Origin of the sequence: Thermoleptolyngbya oregonensis NK1-22 (assembly GCF_032705245.1) — a bacterium.
Lineage (GTDB): Bacteria > Cyanobacteriota > Cyanobacteriia > Elainellales > Elainellaceae > Thermoleptolyngbya > Thermoleptolyngbya sichuanensis.
Genome location: NZ_CP053540.1, coordinates 4351155 through 4371572, shown reverse-complemented (window position 1 = coordinate 4371572; position 20418 = coordinate 4351155). Strand labels below are relative to the sequence as shown.

At 57.8% G+C, this 20418-nt stretch carries 14 protein-coding genes and 1 riboswitch; of the genes, 5 read left to right on the top strand and 9 right to left on the bottom strand.

Features of this window, described 5'->3' with window-relative positions:
* Positions 1-260: 260 nt before the first annotated feature.
* Positions 261-2069: a sensor histidine kinase gene (locus HNI00_RS18310; protein WP_316788242.1), complete on the bottom strand. Its 1809-nt coding sequence runs from the start codon at positions 2067-2069 to the stop codon at positions 261-263.
* On the bottom strand, positions 2047-2814 hold the full coding sequence (locus HNI00_RS18305; RefSeq protein WP_420156392.1) for an alpha/beta fold hydrolase: 768 nt from the start codon (positions 2812-2814) through the stop codon (positions 2047-2049). The genes HNI00_RS18310 and HNI00_RS18305 overlap by 23 nt, the downstream gene beginning before the upstream one ends.
* A gap of 353 nt (positions 2815-3167) precedes the next feature.
* Here HNI00_RS18305 and HNI00_RS18300 point away from each other — a divergent pair, with 353 nt between their 5' ends.
* The gene (locus HNI00_RS18300; protein WP_316788238.1) at positions 3168-4787 is read left to right on the top strand and encodes a TIGR04222 domain-containing membrane protein; all 1620 of its coding nucleotides are present in this window, start codon (positions 3168-3170) and stop codon (positions 4785-4787) included.
* An 80-nt stretch (positions 4788-4867) separates the two neighbouring features.
* On the opposite strand, the gene argS is transcribed toward HNI00_RS18300, so the two are convergent.
* Entirely contained in the window at positions 4868-6628 is a 1761-nt protein-coding gene (argS, locus tag HNI00_RS18295; protein ID WP_316788235.1) for an arginine--tRNA ligase, read from the bottom strand.
* 156 nt (positions 6629-6784) lie between these two features.
* Here argS and HNI00_RS18290 point away from each other — a divergent pair, with 156 nt between their 5' ends.
* Positions 6785-7528, top strand: coding sequence for a Uma2 family endonuclease (locus HNI00_RS18290; protein WP_316788233.1), 744 nt, complete (start codon positions 6785-6787; stop codon positions 7526-7528).
* Between the two features lie 83 nt (positions 7529-7611).
* Here HNI00_RS18290 and HNI00_RS18285 read toward each other — a convergent pair whose 3' ends face one another.
* The 4 genes from HNI00_RS18285 to HNI00_RS18270 all read right to left on the bottom strand — a co-directional run bounded on the left by HNI00_RS18285 (position 7612) and on the right by HNI00_RS18270 (position 11710).
* Positions 7612-8043 carry a L,D-transpeptidase gene (locus tag HNI00_RS18285; RefSeq protein ID WP_420156391.1) on the bottom strand — a complete coding sequence of 144 codons (432 nt, stop codon included), beginning with the start codon at positions 8041-8043 and terminating at the stop codon, positions 7612-7614.
* A gap of 350 nt (positions 8044-8393) precedes the next feature.
* Positions 8394-9767 carry a phosphomethylpyrimidine synthase gene (thiC, locus tag HNI00_RS18280; RefSeq protein ID WP_316788229.1) on the bottom strand — a complete coding sequence of 458 codons (1374 nt, stop codon included), beginning with the start codon at positions 9765-9767 and terminating at the stop codon, positions 8394-8396.
* A 7-nt stretch (positions 9768-9774) separates the two neighbouring features.
* Positions 9775-9872: riboswitch (TPP riboswitch) on the bottom strand.
* A 140-nt stretch (positions 9873-10012) separates the two neighbouring features.
* The gene (locus HNI00_RS18275) at positions 10013-10984 is read right to left on the bottom strand and encodes a hypothetical protein (protein ID WP_316788227.1); all 972 of its coding nucleotides are present in this window, start codon (positions 10982-10984) and stop codon (positions 10013-10015) included.
* Between the two features lie 162 nt (positions 10985-11146).
* Positions 11147-11710: a DinB family protein gene (locus tag HNI00_RS18270; RefSeq protein WP_316788225.1), complete on the bottom strand. Its 564-nt coding sequence runs from the start codon at positions 11708-11710 to the stop codon at positions 11147-11149.
* A gap of 173 nt (positions 11711-11883) precedes the next feature.
* Between HNI00_RS18270 and HNI00_RS18265 the strand changes: the two genes are divergently transcribed.
* On the top strand, positions 11884-12090 hold the full coding sequence (locus HNI00_RS18265) for a chlorophyll a/b-binding protein (protein ID WP_297083424.1): 207 nt from the start codon (positions 11884-11886) through the stop codon (positions 12088-12090).
* A gap of 140 nt (positions 12091-12230) precedes the next feature.
* On the opposite strand, the gene HNI00_RS18260 is transcribed toward HNI00_RS18265, so the two are convergent.
* Entirely contained in the window at positions 12231-14000 is a 1770-nt protein-coding gene (locus HNI00_RS18260) for an ATP-binding response regulator (protein ID WP_316788223.1), read from the bottom strand.
* Positions 14001-14139: 139 nt separating this feature from the next.
* On the opposite strand from HNI00_RS18260, the gene cobN reads away from it, so the two are divergent.
* Positions 14140-17943 (top strand): cobaltochelatase subunit CobN, encoded by a 3804-nt coding sequence (gene cobN / locus HNI00_RS18255; protein WP_316788221.1) that lies wholly within the window; start codon positions 14140-14142, stop codon positions 17941-17943.
* Positions 17944-18196: 253 nt separating this feature from the next.
* Positions 18197-19261: a potassium channel family protein gene (locus tag HNI00_RS18250; RefSeq protein ID WP_316788219.1), complete on the top strand. Its 1065-nt coding sequence runs from the start codon at positions 18197-18199 to the stop codon at positions 19259-19261.
* A 169-nt stretch (positions 19262-19430) separates the two neighbouring features.
* Here the strand turns inward: HNI00_RS18250 and HNI00_RS18245 are convergent, their stop codons facing one another.
* Positions 19431-20381, bottom strand: a complete 951-nt coding sequence (locus HNI00_RS18245) for a F0F1 ATP synthase subunit gamma (protein ID WP_316788217.1) — start codon at positions 20379-20381, stop codon at positions 19431-19433.
* Positions 20382-20418: the final 37 nt, after the last annotated feature.

Genomic DNA, 20418 nt, shown 5'->3' with positions numbered 1-20418 from the left:
CTTGTTCTAGAACGCTGAGGACGGAGTGTTTAGGAGTGCTGCTGCCAGCGCTGCCACAACATGAATGGAGGTTGATGAATAGAGGTTGGCTGGAGGGTTGAGCCTGCGGCTTTGGGACTAGAAGTTTTGGATTAACGAATGCTGGCTGCATCGAGTTTCGGCGGAGATGGAGCCGAGCGATCGCCCGCTTTTTTCTTCAGTTTGGCTCAGTTTGGCAAATTTGGACTGAAGCCCTAGCTGAATCCTGATGGGATCAACGCCTAGTAGCCAAATTCCACGATGAAACTGGTTGCACCGTCTCGACTGTCAACGCGAATCGTCGCCCCTAACCGCTCCACCAGTTTCTTAACCAGTGCCAGCCCTAGCCCCGTGCCGCCCTGATGCCAAACGTCGTGATCAGGAATACGGTGAAACTTTTCAAAAATGCGATCGCACTCTGCGGCGGGAATTTCTACTCCTGTGTTGCGAACACAAATCCGCAGCCCATCAGCCGTAGACTGTACGGAAAGAGTAATGTACTCTCCAGCGGGAGTGTACTTGCAGGCATTGTTCAGCAATTCGCCGAGAATCCGCTCTAAATACGATAAATCGCTGGAAAAAGAGGGAAGCGACTCTTCAATCTGAATCTCTAGCTGCTGCTGCTGATTTCTAGCCCGCTCCACGTAGGGTTCCGCAATGTAGGGAATAAAAAACTGAAGCGGAATCATGCTGATATTCAGCGGATCGGTGCCTGCTTCTATGCGGGCCATCTCTAGCAAATTGTTAATTAGCCGAATTTCGCGCTGGCTCTCGTCTTGCAGCACTCGAAAGTAGCGCTTCACGATTCCTGCTTCGTCCGCAAAGACCCCCAGGGGTTCTAGATGCACCTCCAGCAGTTGGATTGCCATGAGGATATTGGACATGGGCGATCGCATTTCATGAGACACCGTGTTCAGCAGATCGTCCTTGAGCCGATTTAGCTCCTCCATTTCATGCAGTTGAAGCTGAGCAGCTTGGTAGAGGCGAGACTGGCGGAGGGCGATCGCACAGTGATTGGCCACCTGCTGCACCAGCCGATCCTCCGCCTCGCTGAAGGTTTGCTCAGCCGGACGAAAGAGCCACAAATCGCCAAGAATGCCCTGATCGTCATAAATCGGACGCGCCAAAATCGCCCAATGGCCCGCTCCATATCGAGGGCACGCAGGCAAATAACAGCAAAACGGGCCAGAGTTCCCCTGCGCGATCGCCGCATACATTGTCGCCGATTCGATGGTTAAATCCTCGACCCTAGAACACGGTGCAGCCCCATCCTGGTGATACTCATAGTCAATCGTTACCTGCGTTTGCGCCGCATTGTAAATCCCGGCATTGCACCCCACCAGCGCCAGCCCTGCCCCTAATTCCTGCACTGCCGTTTGCAAAATCTGCGCCTCATCCAGGCTATCGCGCACCCGATCCGTAATTCGCTTGAGCAGCGCCTCAAACTCTAGCGCCTGTTCTAGCTGGGCCGTGCGCTGCTGCACCAGATCTTCCAGCCGAGCATTCAAGGCTTCTAGCTCCGTCTGCTTCTGCTCTAGGGCAGCCCGGGTTTGCTCTAGCGCGGCGTTGGCCTGGATTTGAGCTTGCATGGCAGCTTCGGCATCGCGGCGGGCTTGCAGCAGTGCCTCTTCATATTCGCTCCGCTGCTGGATCGGAATCAGAACGCACTCATTTAGCACTTCCCCCTCGCGCTGGTGGCGGGTCGCATTCACCAGCATCGGCAGGCTTTCCCCCGTTCTAGAGCGAACTGGAAGATAGATTTCTTCAACCTTGCCTTGCAGCTTGAGCAGCGGAAAAAAATGAGTTTGGTAGAAAATGCGGCTGGCGGCTGGCAGCAAGGCTTCTAAGCGCTGCCCTTTCACCTCGTCCAGACCGCATTGCAGCAGTTCCAGCAGGGTGGCATTCGTCAGGGTGATTGTGCCGTCGTCGGTGAATGCCAGGAAACCGCATGGCGCGGTGTCCAGCAATTCATCTAGATGGCAGGCACACCGTTCGGCATGTGATGCGGTCTGCGGTTTATTTTGCGGGTTATTGTGCGGCTCTGATGACATGAGCGGCGGAAAGATAATCTTGGATTAGCTGGATGGTTTCGTCGGGATGGCTCATGTGGGGACAGTGACCCGTTGCCTGCATGAGCTTGAGGGTGCTGTGGGGTAGATGGCGATGGAGATAGTGGCCGACTTCTGTAGGGGCGATCGCATCTTCGGCACACTGCAAGATCAGCGAAGGTACGGTCATGTCAGCCAAAATCCCCCGATAATCCGATAAAAACGTTGCCTCGGCAAAGCGCCGCGCAATCACTGGGTCTGTTGAGCAAAAGCTCTCTTCCAGTTCCTTTGAGAGTGAGGGACGCTGTTCGTTTTTCATGATAACGGGAGCCAAAAAGCTGGCCCATCCGAGATAATTCTTATCCATCAGATCCAGCAATCCCAGAATATCCTCTCGCTCAAAACCGCCACAGTAGTCCGGCGGATCGTTGAGATAGCAGGGCGACGGCCCCACCAGGATGAGCCGCTCAAACCGCTGGGGGGCTTGCATCGCCGCCAGCATTCCAATCACGCTGCTCACCGAATGCCCTACAAACACGACATTCTGTAGATCCAGCGCTTCACAAATCTCTAAGACATCCTGAGCGTAGCCCTCCAAGCGGCTGTAGCGCTCTGGGTCGTAAGCTCGCAAGTCCGACTTGCCCGACCCCACATAGTCAAACAGCACAATTTGATAGTCGGCAGCGAAGGCTGGCGCAACGAGTCGCCACATGTTTTGGTCGCAGCCAAAGCCGTGGGCAAACAGCATCGGCTGAGTGCCCTGTCCTGAAACGGTGACATTGTTGCGAGTAAGGACGGATTGGGAACGCTGCTGGGAAAGTTGGGGGTCGGCGGGAAAACCGTTTGGTATCAGTTGGTTTGTCTGTTGGTTTGTCATTTTTGAAATGGGTAGTTGAAATGGGAAGCTGGTGATAGACCGATTCTTTATTCTTTAAGGTCGATTTTCGTAAGCCTAGCAGTGCAGCCTGTATCTATATCAAGTCTTGAGTGATAGAGATTCTAAATCTCTTCGGGCTAATCGCGTCTGAAAAATCTAATAGAGCGAAAGCAATCGGGAACCGTTTCTATACTCCTCTTCTACACTCCCTAGATTAGGTGCCTATGAGTCCTACTCCGGATCTTCCCCATGCCTCAAATCTCTCTAGCGCCGCCCTCCGGTCTGGTCGGGGGGCGATCGCCCTCCACTCGGCAACGCCCCAACAGCAAGCCCTCTACGACCGACTGCAAGCCTTTTCGCTCGACCAGCCCGGTGCAGCGCTCAGCTTTAGCCAGCGCCTTGCCCGCGACAATTGCTGGTCTCTGAGCTATGCCCAGCGAGTGATTGAGGAATACAAAAAGTTTGCGTTTCTGGCAGTCTGTGCAGGGCATCCCGTCACGCCGTCGGATCAGGTAGACCAGGCGTGGCATCAACACCTCACCTACAGCCGCTCCTACTGGGAGGTGTTTTGTCCGCAGGTGCTGCAAGCGCCGCTGCACCACGAGCCAACCCAGGGCGGCCAGACCGAACACCACAAATTTAACGACTGGTATCGCAAAACCTTGCAGAGCTACGAAGCCTGGTTTGGGGAAGCACCGCCCCCAGACATCTGGCCCGATCCGAGCCTGCGGTTTGGGCGAGATTTGCAATTCCGCCGGGTCAATGTGCAGCAGCATTGGGTGCTACCTCGACCAGACTGGGCAGGCCGGTGGGCGGCGATCTGGCAGTCTGGCTGGCAGTCTAGCTGGCAGTTTGTGCAGCGGTCTCCAGTGGTGCTGGGCGGCCTGGTGGTGCTGGCATTGAGTCTGACAAGCTGCACGGCGATCGCCCCGATTCCCAACCCGCTAGATCTTCGCGGGCCAGAGTTTTTGCAGTTCTATCTCTTCGTGCTGAGCAGCACGCTGCTGGCGGCATGGGTGCTGCGCCGATGGCTCCGACAACCCGGCAACGTGGAGGGACAATCGCTGCCGACGCTCGATCCCTACGACGTTGCCTATTTGGTGGGTGGGGCAGATCGGGTGATGGATACGGCAATTGTAAGCATGGCGCGATCGCAGCCCCCTGCGATCGATGCTCAAGAGGGATTCCTGGTGCCGCTGGTTGCGCCGGAGCCGTCGCAGCACCCGCTGGAGCGGGCGATTTTGGAAAGCATGAATGGCTCAAAAGCCACGGTACAAAGCCTCCGTCGGAATACTGCGCGAGCGACCGAAACCCTGCGATCGCGCCTACAGGAGCTTGGACTGGCTCTGTCGCCCGCCCAGGCTGCCAAAGCGCGACTTTATCCCACGCTGCTGCTGCTGTTGCCGCTGTTGCTGGGCATTGCCAAAGTGCTGGTCGGCCTTTCGCGGGGGCGGCCCGTTGGGTTTCTGCTGATGATGATTGTGGTGTGGCTGGTTGTTATCGCAATATTCCAGCGGCCGCTCCTATCGAGTCGGTATGGCGATCGCGCTCTACAACAGATCCGAGCGACTCATCAATCCGCCATGACGCTCCGCACCCGCGACCTCAGCGCCATGCAGCAAACTCAATTGCTGTTCCTCATTGCTCTAGCCGGAACCACCGCACTGCGCGGTAAAGAGTTTGCCAGCTTACGGGCTGCACTCTCTCCTGTTTCCAGCACCGGAAATGGCAGTGGATATGCTTCTTCCTGGGGGAGCGATGGCTGGAGTGGTGGTGGGGGCGGCGGCGACGGCGGCGGCGGGGGCTGTGGGGGCTGTGGCGGCTGTGGCGGCTGTGGCGGCTAGAAACGAAGAGGAAAGAGAAAAGAGAGAAAAGGGAAGAATCTTTCTTCGTTCTTCGTTCTTCGTTCTTCCCTCTTCGTTTTTTACATCCGCTCCAAAACTTGAATCCCCAACAGCGATAGCCCCAGCTTGATCGTGCGGGCGGTCAGGTCTGCCAGGATCAGCCGCGAGGTGCGCTGCGGGTCTTCGGCCTGCAAAATGGGGCAGCGGTCGTAGAACTGATTAAAGGTCTTGCTGAGGTCGAAGAGATATTCGCACAGGCGGTTGGGCAGCAGATCGGCCTCCACCGCGCTCAGCACTTCGTCAAATTGCAGCAGCGACTTGGCCAGGGCAAACTCCGCCTCGTCTTGCAGCACGACCCGGCTATTGTCCCCCAGCGCCTCGAAGTCGATTCCGCCCTTGCGGCTGATGCCCTGCACCCGCACGTAGGCATAGAGCATGTAGGGCGCGGTGTTGCCTTGCAGCGCCAGCATTTTGTCGTAGCTGAAGATGTAGCCGCTAGTGCGGTTCTGGCTGAGGTCGGCGTATTTGATTGCGCCAATGCCGACGACGTTGGCCACATGGGCGATGAAGTCCTCGGATTCGGTGCGGTTCTCTTCGGTCAGGCGGGCTTCTAGGTCGGCGCGGGCCCGGGCGATCGCCTCTTCCAGAAAGTCCACCAGCCGCGCCGCCTCGCCAGAGCGACTCTTCAGCTTCTTGCCATCTTCGCCTAAAACATTGCCCAGCGCTGCATGCACAAACTCCGTTTCATCGGTAATCCAGCCCGCCCGCTTGCCCACCTGAAAAATCTGGGCAAAGTGATTGATTTGTTCTGCACCAACGGGATAGATTACCCGCTGCGCCCGGTCTTCTGTCACGCGATAGCGAATCGCCGCCAGATCCGTTGCGGCGTAGTTATAGCCCCCGTCCGACTTTTGCACAATCAGCGGCAGCGGCTTCCCCTCCTTGTTGGTAAAGCCTTCTAAAAACACGCACTTCGCGCCCTGATCTTCCACCAGCAGCCCCAGTCGATCCAGTTCTGCAATCACATCGGGCAAAAGCGGGTTGTAGAAAGATTCGCCCCGCTCCTGAATCTTGGGCGACAGACCCATCAGGTCGAAAATTTTGCGATTGGTGCGATTCGACAAATCGCAGACGACTTTCCAAGCCTGAATCGTTTCTGGATCGCCCGCCTGAAGCTTTATCACCGCCAGCCGCGCGGCTTCCTGAAAGTCTGTGTCTTCGTCAAACCGCTTTTTGGCGGCCTGGTAAAACGTTGCCAGGTTGCCCAGATCGAGTTCGCTGCCCGCCAGCGCGTCGGGATAGGCCTCGCGCAAATAGGCAATCAGCATTCCAAAGGGCGTGCCCCAGTCGCCGATGTGACTCAGCTGCAGCACGTCGTGGCCGAGAAACTCCAGAATTCGCGCTAGGGCATCGCCAATGACGCAGGGGCGCAGGTGGCCCACATGCATCTCCTTGGCAATGTTAGGACTGGGGTAATCGACAATCACCCGCTTCGGGTTGGCCACAGGCGCAACGCCCAGGCGTGGGTCTGCCTGAATGGCCTTGAGTTGCGCTTCCAGGTATTCTGGCTTGAGCCGCAGGTTGATGAAGCCGGGCCCGGCCACTTCTGGCGGGTCGCATAGGTCGGATACGTCCAGATGGTCGAGAAGCTGAGAGGCGATCGCCCTCGGAGCCATGCCCAGTCGTTTTGCTAGTCCCATTGCGCCATTGGCCTGATAGTCCCCAAATTTGGGATTGCTAGCAGGCACCAGTACCGGGTCAGCATCAGCCAGATCCGGCCCAAAGGCCGCCACCAGAGCAGTTTGCAGGCGTTCTTTTAACAGCGCGAGGGTTGAATTCATAGCGTTTTGGGCAGGCAGATTGACCGAGTGGCAACCATAGAATAGAAAGGTTAAGGCGAAGCCGTTGATTCAGATTCTAAAAACGCGCTTCGTCCATAGAGATTATAAACGTCAACTCTCCTCACCCATCCTGACATTTCTACACTTGCCACACTCATGACGCAAACCCAGCGCGATTCGCAAAGCGACCCCTACGGGAATTGCCTCACCGCTCCCGCCGCCACCAAACTGCCGCCTTTGGAAACGGGCGACCACCTTTCGCGGGCCGAGTTTGAGCGGCGCTATGAAGCAATGCCCCATCTCAAAAAAGCTGAACTAATCGAAGGAGTCGTCTACGTGCCCGCTGCCCTCCGCTTTAAGAGTCATGGTAAACCCCATGCTCAGATGATGCTTTGGCTTTCTACCTATTGGCTTGCCACACCTGCTGTAGAAGTGGCAGATGCTCCAACCGTGCGGCTCGACCTAGACAACGAACCCCAGCCCGACATCGTTCTGCTGATTGACCCGGCTGCGGGCGGACAGTCCCGCCTTAGCGAAGATGACTATATCGAAGGCGCACCAGAATTGATCGTGGAAATTGCCGCCAGCAGCGCTTCCATCGACCTCCACACCAAAAAGCAAGTCTATCGCCGCAGCGGCGTTCAAGAATATATTGTGTGGCGGAGCTTAGAAAACGGGCTGGACTGGTTCTATTTGAACGAAGGCGAATATCTTGTGCTGCCGCCCGATGCCGACGGCTTCCTCCGCAGCCGCATCTTTCCGGGGCTGTGGCTGGATGTGGCGGCGCTCTGTGGGGGAGACATGATGCAGGTGATGCAGGGATTGCAGGCTGGCATCCAGTCTCCTGCCCATGCCGAGTTTGTGCAGCAGTTGGCGGCGCGGCGTAGCGGGCAGTTTTAGGAGAGGAGTCTCTGGAGTCTCTACTTTAGGAAATGCTGCTTTAGGAAATGCTACTTTAGGAGACGCTGCGCCAGGAAGCCCCACTAGGGAACTACATGGACTGGCGTACCAACCTGCACCATTTCAAACAGGGCAACCACGTCATCGTTGTACATGCGGATGCAGCCGTGGGAGGCAGCGCGTCCGATGGTTTCCTCATTGGGAGTGCCGTGAAAGCCGATGGTGTTTTTGCCATCTGTCCAGAAGCCGATCCAGCGGACCCCCAGCGGGTTGCCGTTTCCCGGCGGCACGATTTCGCCCGTAAACGGATGCTGCCAAGTGGGATGCTCCACCATGCTGATGACCTCGTAGCGGCCCGTGGGCGTTTCCCAGCCCGCCCGCCCCACGGCAATGCGAAAGCTGGTTTTCACCCGCTCGTCTTGATACACATACACGCGGCGATCGCTCAGATCGACCACCAGCGACACGGGCGATCGCCCTTCTGGTTCTGGCACAAACGGCTCAACGGCTCCCAGCGCAGGCACATCAGGCCAAGTGACGGCGGGCGCGATGGGGACGGCGCTGGGCGGCGGCGAAACAGGCGCTACGACGGGTTCAGTTCGCAGCGACCCCCACTCGACCAAGCTTCCCGGATTGGCGATCGCCGGACGTAGCCCCACCAGACCTACTATTGCCGGAGAAACCAGCCCCGCCGCAAACTGTATTGCCAACCGCCTCGCTGACCGCCTTGCTAATTGCCGAACGCCACGCACCAGCACCACCGCCTCCCCACGCAAAAGCTGAGCCTAGTATAGCCCAGGGGTTGGGGATGAAAAGTCCTAGAGGGTGGGCGCAGGAGAGACACAACGCCAACCCTCCGTCTCCTTCATCGCCCTACCGCAGGCTCCCTCGCCAGGAATTTTTCCAACTCCGTCAGCGCTTCCGCATCCACCTTGGTCTGCATAGGGCAGAACTTTGGCCCGCACATCGAGCAAAACTCAGCAGTTTTGTAGATATCGGCGGGCAGGGTTTCGTCGTGATACTCGCGGGCGCGTTCTGGATCGAGCGACAGTTCAAACTGGCGATTCCAGTCGAAGTGGTAGCGGGCGCGAGATAGCTCATCGTCGCGATCGCGGGCATGGGGCCGATGGCGGGCGACATCCGCAGCGTGGGCAGCAATTTTATAGGCAATCAGCCCGTTTCGCACGTCTTCGGCATTGGGCAGCCCCAGGTGTTCCTTGGGTGTGACGTAGCAAAGCATCGCGGTGCCGTGCCATCCCGCCAGCGCTGCGCCAATCGCGGAGGTGATGTGGTCGTATCCGGGTGCAATATCCGTCACGAGCGGCCCCAATACGTAAAACGGTGCTTCGGAGCATTCCTCCATCTGCTTTTTCACGTTGAATTCGATTTGATCCATCGGGACATGACCTGGGCCTTCGACCATCACCTGCACGTCCGATTCCCATGCTTTGCGCGTGAGCTGACCAAGCGTTTTCAGTTCCGCAAGCTGGGCCGCATCGGAGGCATCGTGCAGGCAGCCCGGCCGCAGCGAGTCGCCCAGACTAAAGGACACATCGTACTTTTTGAAAATCTCGATAATGTCTTGGAAGTGCGTGTAAAGCGGGTTTTGCTGGTGGTGGGCCAGCATCCAGCGGGCGATGATGCCGCCGCCGCGAGAGACGATTCCCGTGAGGCGATCGCGCACCAGCGGCAAATGCTCAATCAAAATTCCCGCATGAATCGTCATGTAGTCCACACCCTGCTGCGCGTGCGTCTCGATGACGTGCAAAAAGTCGTCGGGGGTCAGCTTTTCAATATTGCCGTGGACGCTCTCCAGCGCTTGATAAATCGGCACCGTGCCAATGGGCACAGGCGACGCAGCGATAATCGCCGATCGGATGGCATCCAAATCGCCGCCGCCCGTAGACAAGTCCATCACCGTGTCTGCACCGTATTTCACCGCCAGTTTCAGCTTGTCCACTTCCTCCTGCAAGCTGGAAGAATTGGGCGACGCGCCGATATTTGCGTTTACCTTGCAGCGGGTGGCAATGCCAATCCCCATCGGCTCCAGATTCACATGATTGATATTGGCAGGGATGATCAGCCGTCCCCGCGCCACTTCTGAGCGAATCAGTTCCACAGGCAACTGCTCGCGCTCAGCCACAAACTGCATTTCTTCCGTCACAACGCCTTGTCGAGCAAAGTGCATTTGAGACACGTTGCTCTGTCCGCGTCGCTTGGCGACCCAGGATGCTCTCATATTTAGTTCCTCAGATAAACAGCTTCCCTCCGCTGGTGCTAACCAGTCTCAGGTTCTCAGGGTGTAATCTCAGCCTGAACCGCTCAGGCACCCCTAGCTGCGTTTGTTATACCATCCCTGACAGGAGAATCCAAGAAACCGATTGCAAAATAGAGGAATTCTTTGCAAAACGTTCGATCGCAGGCGTTCAGTCCCAGTCGCGCCTAGTTCCGGTCGCCTAGTTCTGGTCGCCTAATTCTGTTTACCTAATTCTGTTCACCCAACTGGGCTTGCTCCATGCTGTCCAACAGCGGGCTATTCCGCAAAATGGAAGGTTGCGCCAGCCGCTGACCGTCTGCCACAAGGACTGCGCCTTCGCCAGCCTCATTTCCACCACAGGCAACGGCCCGCAGTTTGGCATAAAACGCCGACGCTTCAATGCGGGGAATAATCGGCACGTACTGATGGATTGGGTTCTGAGCCGCGCTGCCCCGCCCCCACCCGCCGAAAGCGTCTTCGTTCCCGGTTGGGTCTGGCTGGTCTTCGGTTGTTGCAGTTACGTTTGTCGCAGCCACATTGCTCAACTCCGAAGCCTCTTGAGGGTCTAACGGAGGGACTGATTGGAGGTTTGGCTGAGGGTCTAACGGAGGATTTGGTTGAGGGTCTAATTGAGCGTCTGAACCTGAGGGGTCTGCGCTCGGATCAGACTGATCCGCAGGCATTTTAGGGGGCAGTTCAGAGTTTGCGAGTTCAGATTCGCTGGGTGGGGCGATCGCCCTATCCACAGAACCAGGTTCATCCGGTGCAGACTCCGAAGAAAATACAGAGTCTGAAGAAAATACAGAGGTGGATTGGTTTTGGCGGGCAGGCGTTTGAGAAGCGGTTGATTGAGAAACCGATGATTGAGAAACCGATGATTGAGAAATAGTAGCACTGGCTGAGGGAGCCACCGAAAACCCGCCGAATCGACCGCTCACCACTCGTTCAAAATCTGGCGTGTAGTGGGGAATGGGCTGTCCCCGCCGCCGCCACACGGCCAAGATTTGCCCCACTGATACGGCTCGGTAGCGTCCTTGATACAGCGCTTCTACGATGGCTGCCCGAATCCAGTGTGCCGGGTGGTTGACCGCCCAATAGCTCACCAAGTAGTCTGCCGCGAAGCCGTCCATGTCAAACCCGTAGCCGTTGAGCAGTGCCACGGCATCCAGAATGGCGGGGTCGCGGGCTGGATGAGTCATAACGCTTAGTATCGTCGGGAAATCCGTCAGTATCAGGATTTTGGCTTGCTTACACCATATCCCAAGAAATGAAATGCTGCATCTATCTTGCAATAGTCGGCAATGATATCGACGGAGACCGTTGCCTTTGCGACTGTTTTTGCGACTGTTTTTGTGACTGTTCTAGGGGGACGGGTCTACTGACGGATCTCCGATATCTGCCCCTCCGATACCTGCACCTACGGCAGTTGCCAGATCTGGCAGCCAGGGCAAATCTGTGACACCCGGATCAATGCCCAATTGTGACAGCAGCGTAGTGATTTGTCCCCGGTGGTGCGTTTGATGGTTAAACAGATGCACCACGAGTGTCCAAGTCGGCAGCGTATGCGTTTTGCCGTCAGCCTTACTGTGAAATGTGAAGGGTTTTGCCAGCCAGTCGGCTGTAATCCTCTGAACCCAGATCAGAATTTCCTTGTCGCACTGTTCCCGTGCCTGTCGCAGTTCGTCAAAATTCTCATAAAGGTCTTGCCCAATTGCCAAACCGGTCAGAGGTTGATGGGTAAACCGTCCTAGCCAAGCGCGATCGCCATACAGCAGATGATTCAGCGTGCCGTGAATAGACTTGAAGAATGCGCCCCGATCTTGACGGCGATCGCCATCAGACAGATCAGCGCACAGGGCATACAGCCTGAAGTTCATCCACTGGTTGTATTTTGCCATCGTCTGGCAGTAATCCACATCAATCATAAAGCGCCCTCCCACAAACTTGAACGCCTTTATGCTAGCGGAACTCAGCGGCTGCCAAGAGCCTGGAGCGATCGCCTTTCTTGCAGAAGTCAAGAAAACCGAGCCTGAGAGTAGTTTACATTTGTTAACTTTTGCGTTACATTTATTTACATAAGGTTTTAAGGAGATTTGACATGAGAGGCGTTGTTACCGAAGAGCAGGGCAGACAAAATATCTACGCTGTTGAGCCGCAGATGTATGTAGACAGCGAAGCGCGGACTGGCTTTACGGAATATGCGGAAAAGCTTAACGGTCGGCTGGCGATGATCGGCTTTGTATCGATGCTGCTGCTAGAGGTTCTCACGCACCAAGGATTGGTGAGCCTCCTGCAAAACCTCTAAGGTTCTGGTTGTCAGGTGCTTTGAACTGAGAGATGAATTGAGGTGGGCCAGACGAGGCATTTCTGTCTGGCCCATTTTTGCTGATTCTCTTGATTACTACTGGGTCTGCTGATCCTTGAACGTTAAGGTGGACGTTCGAGTCAAGAGGTTTCGGCGATCGCCACCAGAGACAGCACTCTCGGCAGCACGTCTTCCGGCTGAATCGGTTTGGTGATGCAGGAATCGGCAGCGGCGATCGCGGGTGCTGCGTAGGGTGAAGCTTCATCACTTGCCAGGGCAATCACCTTCAAATGCTGGGTGATTGGGCTATGGCGCAAGTTGTGAATTAGCTCCGCGCCCGCATTTTCGGGCGACTGCACATCAACGATGACGGCATCTGGCTGGAGTAGCTCGATCTGGCTAAAGGCGGTGGAGCCTTCTAGAACCCACACCACCTGATATCCCGCCGCCGTCAGCATATCGCAGATGATGTTAGCCGTTAGCTCATCATTTTCCACCAGCACCACCCGTCCCAAGATGGTGCGCCCCAGCCCATCTAGGGCCGGAATGGGCGCAGTCCCTTCTGCTGCATCGTCTTTTGAGCGGGCCGGAAGCTGAACCGTAAACACCGACCCCACACCCACCGTAGAATCCACCATAATCCGCCCGCCGTGCAGATCTACGAGTTGCTTGGTCAGCGCCAGCCCCAAGCCTGTGCCCTGATAGAGCCGCTGGTAGGAGCTATCAAGCTGCTGAAATTTCTGGAAGAGCAAGGGGCGCTGCTGTTCGGGAATGCCGATGCCTGTGTCGATCACTTGGAATATGGCGTGTTGAGGATCGGTCATCACTCGCAGCGTCACCTTGCCGCCTGCTGCGGTGAACTTCACGGCGTTGCTGAGCAGGTTCAGCAAAATCTGCTTGACCCGGTGCGGATCGGCGACGAAGCGATCGCGGCTGGGGTCGATTCGCAAATCCAGCACCAGCTCTACGCCCTGCTTCAGGGCTGTTTCTTCGACCGTTTTCATGCTCTGCTGAGCCATCATCGTCAGCGAAAACGGACTCAGCTTTAGCACGGCCCGCCCCGACTCCACCTGCGACAGGTCGAGGATGTCGTTGATGAGTTCCAGCAAGTGCTGCCCGCTGTCGTGAATCGTCTGCAAAAAGCTGCGCTGACGCGGACTGAGTTCCCCCAGAGACCAGCGCAACAGCGTGGCAGACATACCAATAATGGTGGTTAGCGGGGTTCGCAATTCATGGCTAACTGCGGCCAGAAACTCACTCTTGGCGCGATTCGCGGTCTGGGCTGCCAGCACCGCCTCCTGCAAGTCGTGGGTGCGGGCGACGACCTGCTGCTCTAGCGACGAGCGCTCTGGTTTTATCGACAGTTCAGGATTCGTGAGCAGCGCCACCAGCCGCCGGGTAAATTCCGTCTGGGCGAGGGGATCGTTGGGCTGGAGGCGATCGCCCGCTGCCTGTAGCGCCGCCGTCAGGTCTGCCTCAGCCTGACACAGTTCCATCAGGGATTGCAAAAAGGTGGCGATCGCCCCCGGATCAAAGGTTAAATCCACCCGCTGCGATTCCTCGGCAGCATCCAAATCACCAGCCTGTCCAGGCACACTAGTCCCCTCAGACTGCCAGCCGCTCAGCAGCACGCTAAAGGGGCGCGATACCAGCACCATAAACTGCTTGCCATCCGGCAGTTGCGTCTGTACTGCCAGCGGCAGCGTCGTGGACCCCAACAGCAGCGCCCCATCGCCAGAAGACTGGACCCACAGCGCCATCTGTTGAAGCAAATCCTGAAGCTGATGCAGTACTGCCAGCGGCAAAATCAGAGAATCAACCGACGGTTCGGGCGTGGGCATATGGGATGAGTGCAGCAGCGACGGAAACCAGCCTCTCTCCGCTGCCTGGAGATGAGATGCAGGGGGCACGATGGAACGCTAGACAGGAGAACTCTGGACTAGGAGTTTAACAACCGTTCATTATGGTATCCTGCGAGTCTACCTGGCGCTGGGAGGCATAAGGATTTTGAAAGATGTTTACCCCAGAGCATAGATTTTCAACAATACGATGCATCGACTAGCCGCCAGCCCTGGAGGCTGGAATCCCGACACCGAGGGCGTGATTTTTCTGGAGCAAACGCCCGCGCCCATCGTTTTCCTGACTGCCGCCGACACGGATATCCAGAGCCTTGCCCACGCCCTGCCCCACCTGCCTGCTGGCGTTCCGGCCCTGCGCGTTGCCAGCCTCCTCCAGCTTCAGCAGCAGCTCAGCATCGACACCTACGCCGAAGAAGTCCTCAGCCAGGCCCAGGTCATTATTCTGCGCCTGCTGGGTGGCCGCGCCTACTGGCCCTATGGGCTAGAAGTGCTAAAGCAAACCGTTGCCCAAACGGGCGCAACCTTGTTTGTGCTGCCCGGAGACGATCGCCCCGATCCTGACCTGCTCAGCCACTCCACCGCCCCCCTCGCTGCCGTCCACCGCCTCTGGCGATACCTCACTGAAGGCGGCCGCGAAAACTGGGTCAATGCCCTGCTATTTCTGGCGGACGAGTGCTTTGGCCAGTCCTTTAGTCCACCGTCTCCCCAGCCTGTTCCTAAGATTGGCGTGTACCCTGCTTCAGGCATTTGCAAACCGCCCAGGCAAGCGTCCAACCTCCAGCCTGCCCCAAACGTCGCCCTCCTGTTCTACCGCGCCCACTATCTGGCGGGAAACACGCAGCCCATCGAGGTGCTATGCGAACTGCTGGCGGCGCGAGGAATGCATCCGATTCCGGTATTTGTCTCCTCGCTGCGCGATCCAGACGTGCAGGCGGAACTGCTGACGCTGCTCCAGCCCAAGGGCAAAGAAGCTGTGCAGGTGGTGCTGAATACGACGAGCTTTTCGCTGGCACGACTGGAGGACGACGCGCCGGATGTGAGTCTGTGGACCCGTCTGGATGCGCCCGTGCTTCAGGTCATCCTCAGCGGCGGCACGCGGGAGCAGTGGCAGGCTCAAAGCCGGGGGCTGTCGCCGCGCGACGTGGCGATGAATGTGGCGTTGCCTGAGGTGGATGGACGCATCATTAGCCGGGCCGTGTCGTTCAAAACCGTGCAAACACGGCATGACGGGCTGGAAACCGATGTGGTGGAGTATGCAGCGGTGGGCGATCGCCTCCAGTTTGTCGCCGATCTGGCCGCCGCCTGGGTGCGCCTTCGCCAAACGCCCCCCGCAGAGCGCCGCATTGCGCTGATCTTGGCCAACTATCCCACCCGCAACGGCCGCCTCGCCAACGGCGTTGGCCTCGACACCCCCGCCAGCACCGTCGAAATCCTGAAGGCCCTGAAGCAAGCGGGCTACACCCTGAGCGATATTCCCGCCACGGGCGACGACCTGATCCACCGCCTCACCGCCGGCCCCACCAACGACCCCGAAGCCCAGCACCGCCCTATCGCCCAATCCCTCTCCCTGAGCGACTACTGGGCCTATTTTCAAACCCTGCCGCCGATGGTGCAAACGCAACTGGGCGATCGCTGGGGAGATGGGGGGTGTCAGGAGGCTCAGGACGGCGTTCCCATTCCCGGCATCCAGCTTGGCAATGTTTTTATCGGCATCCAGCCCAGTCGCGGTTATGACCTCGACCCCAGCTTGAACTACCACGCGCCAGACCTAGAGCCAACCCATGCGTACCTGGCGTTTTATCACTGGGTGCGATCGCACTTTGGGGCCCATGCCATCGTTCATGTGGGCAAGCACGGCAACCTGGAGTGGCTACCCGGCAAGAGCGTGGCGCTATCGGCCACCTGCTATCCCGAAATTGCCCTGGGCCCGCTGCCCCATCTCTATCCCTTTATCGTCAACGATCCGGGCGAAGGTTCCCAGGCAAAGCGCCGCGCCCAGGCGGTGATTATTGACCACCTCACACCGCCCCTAACCCGCGCCGAACTCTACGGCCCGCTCCAGCAGCTTGAGGCGCTGGTGGATGAATACTACGAGGCGCAAAGCCTTGACCCGTCGCGGCTACCTGTTATCCGCGATCGCCTCCTGACCCTGTTCCAGCAAACCCAGGTTTTGCAGGATTTGGGGCTAACGGCTGACTCTGCCGATTCTAGGGAAATTGAGGCGCTCCTGCCCAACCTCGACACCTACCTGTGCGAACTCAAAGAAGCCCAAATCCGCGACGGGCTGCATATTTTAGGACAATGCCCCAGCGGACGGCAGTTGCGAGATCTGGTTGTGGCGATCGCCCGCCATCCCACACCGGGATACGTCGGGTTGACAAGGGCGATCGCCCAGCGCTGGCATCTCGACCTCGACCCGCTCACCGCCGACCCCCCCCAGCCCCTCACGCCAGACCAGATCCACCAGGCGATCGCGGCTCCCAAGCTCGTCCCCAACCCCACAACCCTCCGCAACGCCGCCGACCTGATCGACCTGATCGAGCAAGAAGCCGCTGCCCAGGTCGATCGAGCAATAAGCAATCAAACGGTTGCAAATCCAGCAGGTCAAATTGGGGAGCAGCCCAAAGATCACGCAGCCAGACCCCTCCTCCCGCCCACCCTCCTGCCTGCCCTCCGCGCCACCTCCCAGGAGCTAGCCCACCTCCTGCACGGACTGGACGGCCGCTATGTGCCCAGTGGGGCTTCTGGTGCGCCGACGCGGGGGCGGCCGGAGGTTTTGCCAACCGGACGCAATTTCTACTCGGTGGATATCCGCGCTATTCCGACGGAAAGCGCCTGGGATGTCGGCCGCAGAGCGGCAGAGGCGCTGGTGGAACGCTATACCCAGGAACACGGCGACTATCCGCAAACGCTGGGGCTGTCGATGTGGGGCACGGCGACCATGCGGACGGGTGGCGACGACCTGGCGGAAGCGCTGGCGCTGCTGGGCGTGCGGCCCGTGTGGGATGGCGCGTCGCGGCGCGTGGTGGATTTTGAAATTCTGCCTGTGTCTCTGCTGGGTCGGCCGCGGGTGGATGTAACGCTGCGAATTTCCGGCTTTTTCCGCGATGCCTTTCCCAATCTAATCGACCTGTTTCACCAGGCGGTGACGGCGGTGTCCCAACTAGATGAGCCGCCCGCAGACAATCCCCTGGCGGCGCGGGTGCGGCAGGAGGCGACCCAGTGGCAGGCGGCGGGGCTGACCTCAGAACAGGCAGAAGGGCGATCGCGCTACCGAATTTTTGGCTCCAAGCCAGGAGCCTACGGCGCGGGGCTACAGGGCCTAATCGACGCGCAAAACTGGACGACCGATGCTGACCTGGCCCGCGCCTATATCAATTGGAGCAGCTATGCCTACACGGGGCAGGGCGAGGGACGCGCCGCACCGGAAGCCTTTGAGTCGCGCCTGAAATCCCTGCAAATCGTGCTGCACAACCAGGACAACCGCGAACACGACCTGCTCGATTCTGACGACTATTACCAGTTTCAGGGCGGCATGACGGTGGCCACCCGCGCCCTCACGGGGCAAACCCCGCAGATCTATTTTGGCGACCATGCCCTACCCGAAGCGCCCAAAATCCGCACTTTGCAGGAAGAAATCGCCCGCGTCTATCGCTCTCGCGTGATTAACCCCAAGTGGATCGAGGGCGTAATGCGGCACGGCTACAAGGGCGCGTTTGAGATGGCGGCGACGGTGGATTATCTGTTTGCCTACGACGCGACGACCCGCTGCGTGGCGGACTATATGTATGACGGCGTGGCGCAAGCCTACGTGCTGGATGAAACGGTGCAGGCGTTTGTGCAGGACAAAAATCCCTGGGCCCTGCGCGATATGGCCGAGCGGCTGCTGGAGGCGCACCAGCGGGGGCTATGGGCGCAGGCTCCGGGGGATGTGCTAAATCGACTGAGGGCGATCGCCCTCCAGGCTGAGGCCCATATCGAATCTCGCCTGTAAGCCTCCCAACCCATAAGCCTCCCGAAATGTAAGCCCCCCAACCTGCAAGCCTCCCACCTGCGAGCCTCCCAACCTGCAAGCCCCCCCAACCTGCGAGCCTCCCAACCTGCAAATTTCTCGAACATAGAGATCTCGCAAAGGAAAATTCATGCACGGTTCTTTGGCGTTGCCATGTGCATTACGCTTTGAGCCGATTTGAAAGCGCTACTATACAGGCAAGCTCTCTAATCTTTTGCCAGTCCTCCCTAAACGCATGACTCCCTTCCGCCGGGTTCTCACGGGCGCGGTTTTGTTCCTGATCACCATCATCGTGGCCACGGCCGGATATATGGTTGCGGGCTGGACGTTTCTAGACGCGATTTATCAGGTTGTCATCACGGTCTTTGGCGTTGGCTTTGGCGAAGTGAATCCGATTACAACGCCAGTCCTACGCCTATTTACCATGCTGGTCATCATTGGCGGCACTTCCTCAGCAGTCTACGCCGTGGGAGGAATTGTGCAGATGATTACTGAGGGAGAAATCAATCGGGCGCTGGGAGTCAGACGGATGCTAAAAGCCATTGAAACCCTGGAAAATCACACGATTATTTGCGGCTTTGGGCGCATGGGGCAAATCCTGGCGCGGGAGCTGACGGACAAGCAGAAGCCCTTCGTCATTATCGATAACGATGCCGGCCGCGTGGTTGAGGCCCAGGAAATGAGCTATCTGGTGATCAGCGGTAACGCAACGGATGAAGAAGTGCTAGAGCTAGCAGGGATTCGGCGAGCCAGATACTTGGCGACCGTGCTGCCGGACGATGCGGCAAATGTGTTTATCACGCTGACATCGCGGGGCATGAACCCGGCCCTGTCCATTTTGGCGCGGGGGGAATATCCCAGCACCGAGCGCAAACTCCGGCTTGCGGGCGCAAACCATGTCGTGCTGCCCGCCACCATCTGCGCGATGCGAATGTCCCAAATGATCACGCACCCGGCCTCCCTGGACTTGCTGAACCACAACGACGGCAGCAGTACGCTGAATGAATTGCTGGGAAATCTGGACATGCAGCTCGACGAGTTGCGGGTGTCTCGTGGTTCGGCTCTAGTTGGCAGCTTTGTAAAAGATCTGGAAGTGCGGGGGCGCGGGCAGGTCGGCCGCACCTATCTGATTGTGGCCCTGCGACGAGCAGACGGAACCTTGATTATGAATCCTGGTTCCACCGTTGTGCTGCATGAGGATGACACGGTGATTGTGATGGGGCACAAAGGCGACATGCCCAAGCTGGCCGAAGAACTGTCGCTCAAGCGCCAGATTCGCTATCGTGGTGCAAAGCTTTAGTAGACGAATGGTAACTGCTCACCCAATTTTGTAAACTGGGCAAGCGCTAAATAAAGCGCTAAATAAAGCGCTAAATAAAAAAGTTTTCCGCGAGCGTGTAAAGGGTGTGCGCTTACGGAAAACTGCTGTTAATTTTTTGGGGTTTACTACTTGCAACGACTGCTCACAGCTACTGCAAGGCGTTTGCACCTGCCACCACCTCAAGAATTTCCTGGGTGATCGCGGCCTGACGCGCCTTGTTGTAAGTCAGCGTCAGTGTCTTCATCAGCTCGCTGGCGTTGTCGCTGGCGTTGTTCATTGCGGTCATCCGGGCGGCCAGTTCGCTGGCGGCAGACTCTTGCAGCGCCCGCAAAAGCTGGTTATTGAGATAGAGCGGCAGCAGCGCATTCAAAATCTGCACTGGATCTTGCTCAAAGATCATGTCTTGGGGGAAAGACCGTACATCTGGCGTAGCGACTTTTTCCCGCTCTACCGCAAACTCGCCACCCCGAGTCGTCAGCCGGAAGATTTCGTCATCCGGTGTTTCGAGTCCCTGCGGGTCAAGCGGCAGTAGCGTTTGAATCACCGGGCGAGAACTCACCAACGACACAAACTTGGTATAGATTAGCTCGACCCGATCCACGGTTTCCGACAGGAAGAGCGACAGCACCTCATCGGAAATCTTTGCAGCTTCCGCAGCCGTTGGGATTTGCTCTAGCCCGGAAAAGCTGGCATCGATGGGCTGATTGCGGCGCTGGAAGTATTGCAGCGCTTTCCGTCCAACTAGTACAAAGCGATAGTTTAGACCCTCGGCCTGTAGCTCGCGGGCCCGAGCTTCTGCCCGTTTGATGATGTTGCTGTTGTAGCCGCCACACAAACCGCGATCGCCCGAAATCACCAGCAGCCCAACGGTCTGCACCTCCCGCGACTTCAGCAGCGGCAGATCGACATCTTCAAACTGCATCCGCGCCTGCAAGCCGTATAGCACCTGCGCCAGACGATCGGCAAAAGGACGAGTCGCAATCACCTGCTCCTGGGCGCGGCGGACTTTTGCAGAAGCCACTAGGCGCATTGCCTCTGTAATTTTCTTGGTATTCTTGACCGACTGGATGCGATCGCGAATTGCCTTCAGGTTTGCCATAGTTAGGAGTTAGGAATTAAGGGTTAGGGGTCGAAGC

Bases quoted from the DNA above. Each gene is read 5' to 3' on its own strand.
- HNI00_RS18310 (WP_316788242.1), bottom strand. From the start codon at position 2,069: ATGTCATCAGAGCCGCACAATAACCCGCAAAATAAACCGCAGACCGCA.
- HNI00_RS18305 (WP_420156392.1), bottom strand. From the start codon at position 2,814: ATGCTGTTTGCCCACGGCTTTGGCTGCGACCAAAACATGTGGCGACTC.
- HNI00_RS18300 (WP_316788238.1), top strand. From the start codon at position 3,168: ATGAGTCCTACTCCGGATCTTCCCCATGCCTCAAATCTCTCTAGCGCC.
- argS (WP_316788235.1), bottom strand. From the start codon at position 6,628: ATGAATTCAACCCTCGCGCTGTTAAAAGAACGCCTGCAAACTGCTCTG.
- HNI00_RS18290 (WP_316788233.1), top strand. From the start codon at position 6,785: ATGACGCAAACCCAGCGCGATTCGCAAAGCGACCCCTACGGGAATTGC.
- thiC (WP_316788229.1), bottom strand. From the start codon at position 9,767: ATGAGAGCATCCTGGGTCGCCAAGCGACGCGGACAGAGCAACGTGTCT.
- HNI00_RS18275 (WP_316788227.1), bottom strand. From the start codon at position 10,984: ATGACTCATCCAGCCCGCGACCCCGCCATTCTGGATGCCGTGGCACTG.
- HNI00_RS18270 (WP_316788225.1), bottom strand. From the start codon at position 11,710: ATGATTGATGTGGATTACTGCCAGACGATGGCAAAATACAACCAGTGG.
- HNI00_RS18265 (WP_297083424.1), top strand. From the start codon at position 11,884: ATGAGAGGCGTTGTTACCGAAGAGCAGGGCAGACAAAATATCTACGCT.
- cobN (WP_316788221.1), top strand. From the start codon at position 14,140: ATGCATCGACTAGCCGCCAGCCCTGGAGGCTGGAATCCCGACACCGAG.
- HNI00_RS18250 (WP_316788219.1), top strand. From the start codon at position 18,197: ATGACTCCCTTCCGCCGGGTTCTCACGGGCGCGGTTTTGTTCCTGATC.
- HNI00_RS18245 (WP_316788217.1), bottom strand. From the start codon at position 20,381: ATGGCAAACCTGAAGGCAATTCGCGATCGCATCCAGTCGGTCAAGAAT.